This window comes from Marinobacter sp. UBA2498, assembly GCF_002341575.1.
In the GTDB taxonomy this organism is placed as follows: Bacteria; Pseudomonadota; Gammaproteobacteria; order Pseudomonadales; family Oleiphilaceae; genus Marinobacter; species Marinobacter manganoxydans.
The window spans coordinates 4149-4819 of the sequence record NZ_DDOI01000158.1; the positions used below are offsets into that span (position 1 = coordinate 4149).

General features: G+C 41.7%; 1 protein-coding gene. It reads right to left on the minus strand.

The window, feature by feature from the left end; all coding sequences use genetic code 11:
- Window positions 1-502 (minus strand): hypothetical protein (locus B2W52_RS21960; RefSeq protein WP_286804090.1); only part of this gene is annotated, 502 nt, incomplete at its 3' end.
- Between the last annotated feature and the right edge of the window lie 169 nt (window positions 503-671).

A 671-nucleotide genomic window follows, 5' to 3' on the forward strand; every position in this document is an offset into this window, starting at 1 on the left:
ATTCTTCATTCAAGATTATTGTCTGGTGGCCGCCCGAAAAATAACATAGTAAAGCACCGTCTTTAGTATCAAATTTCAGAGTTCCATGTGCAAAAGCGTTGCGCCAAGTCATTATTTTTTTGAGGAACCCCTGAAGTCTGCTCGAATCCTTACCCTTAAGTACCTCAGTTTCTTTGGTAATCGTGTTAATGAGGCTCTTTTTAAACGAAAACTGGAAAGATGAGGATTGTAATACTTCATTTACAAACACATTCCTGCGTCTTGTCGGAGAGTTCGTTTTTCCAAAAAAGAAGTCGGTAATCGTATCTTCGAGCTTTTTTTCCAGGCAAACAGTAGACCAGATGATGTGCATTCCGTTCTCTCTTGCAGTACCGAGCGTAGAGATTTCATCAGGGCCTATTCCGCCCAAGTAAACCTCTCCATTTTCATCGGCCTTCCCACTGCCTCCAAGTGGAATAGGTATAGAAACGGTGTTAGTTGCGGGCAAAGAAATCTTTCTCATTTAAATGACCTATCAGCAAATTAGGCAGCACGCTTTATCATTGTAGAAATCTGGCTGCGTCCTTAACACTAACTTCGAACCAGAAATCGCGTTTCACATAAATAAAAACAATAGCCTAGCCAAGGATGGCCATCTCTGCCATGTAACCATTCAGCGTCTGCAATTTGCT